A 1,203-nucleotide genomic window follows, 5' to 3' on the forward strand; every position below is an offset into this window, starting at 1 on the left:
CACCGGAAGGGTACACAATCAATAAGAACTATGTAGAGATTGCGGTGGATGCAAATACAGCATACCAGATGGATTCTGAGAGCGGAGATGCCATTATTACGGTAGACTACGAGAACCATCCGGTAAAAGGAAAGCTGACGATCTATAAAAAAGGTGAGATGCTGACCGGATTTAAAAAGGATTTTGTTTATGAAGAAAGATACCTGAAGGGTGCATCATTTCATGTCTATGCAGCTGAAAATATCTATACACCGGATTATCAGAAAGATGAAAACGGAAACAGACAGCTGATCTATGCAAAAGATGCACTGGTAACAACGGTAACGACCGGGGAAGACGGAAAAGCAGTTGCTGATAACCTGCCGCTTGGTTCTTACTATGTGGTAGAAAAGACTGCACCGGAAGGATTCGTCCTGAACCATGACAGATCGGATGTCTCATTTGTCTATGCGGATCAGGATACACCTGTGATCGAACAGGAAGTGATGGTTGGCGATGACCGCCAGAAAGTTGCAATCCAGGTAGAAAAACAGGATGCAGAAAATGGTGCACCCGTAGCAGGAGCTGTCTTTGGCATCTATAACACAGAAGATCTGAAGAATGAGAAAGGTGAGATCATTGTAAAGGCAGATACACTTCTGCAGGAAATGACTTCTGATAACGATGGTCTTGCAGCATGTACGCTGGATCTGCCGCTTGGACAGTATTATGTGAAAGAGTTAAAAGCACCGGCGGGATTTGTATCCTCTGATGAAGTTCTGAATCTGGATGCTTCTTACCAGGGGCAGGATGTGAAGACAGTAAAACTGAAAACAGTGAAAAAGAACCAGCCGACAACAGTTGAAATCACAAAATCTGATGTAACAACAGGTGTGGAACTGGATGGGGCAAAACTCACCGTTCTTGATAAAGAAGGAAATGTTGTGGATCAGTGGACTTCTGTAAAAGATCAGCCACATGTGATCAAACGACTGACTGTGGGTAAAGAATACACCCTTCGAGAGGAAATTGCACCGTATGGATATCTGAAAGCGACGGATGTGAAGTTCACACTGGAAGATACTGCCGAGATTCAGAAAGTAGAGATGAAAGATGAAGTTCCAACAGGACTTCTGATCATCAACAAAAATGGAGAGTTTCTGGATAAGGTGACACTTTTGGATCATGTAAAAGGTACCGTGGAGCATCTTTTTGAGTATGTAA

The 1,203-nt window shown here is 43.2% G+C and carries 1 protein-coding gene; it reads left to right on the forward strand.

Going from position 1 to position 1,203, the window contains the following annotated elements; translation table 11 throughout:
* A partial coding sequence (locus tag G5B12_RS16945) for an MSCRAMM family protein (protein ID WP_244096133.1) occupies nucleotides 1–1,203 on the forward strand: 1,203 nt, incomplete at both ends.

Origin of the sequence: Blautia sp. MSK.20.85 (assembly GCF_013317245.1) — a bacterium.
Classification (GTDB): domain Bacteria; phylum Bacillota; class Clostridia; order Lachnospirales; family Lachnospiraceae; genus Blautia_A.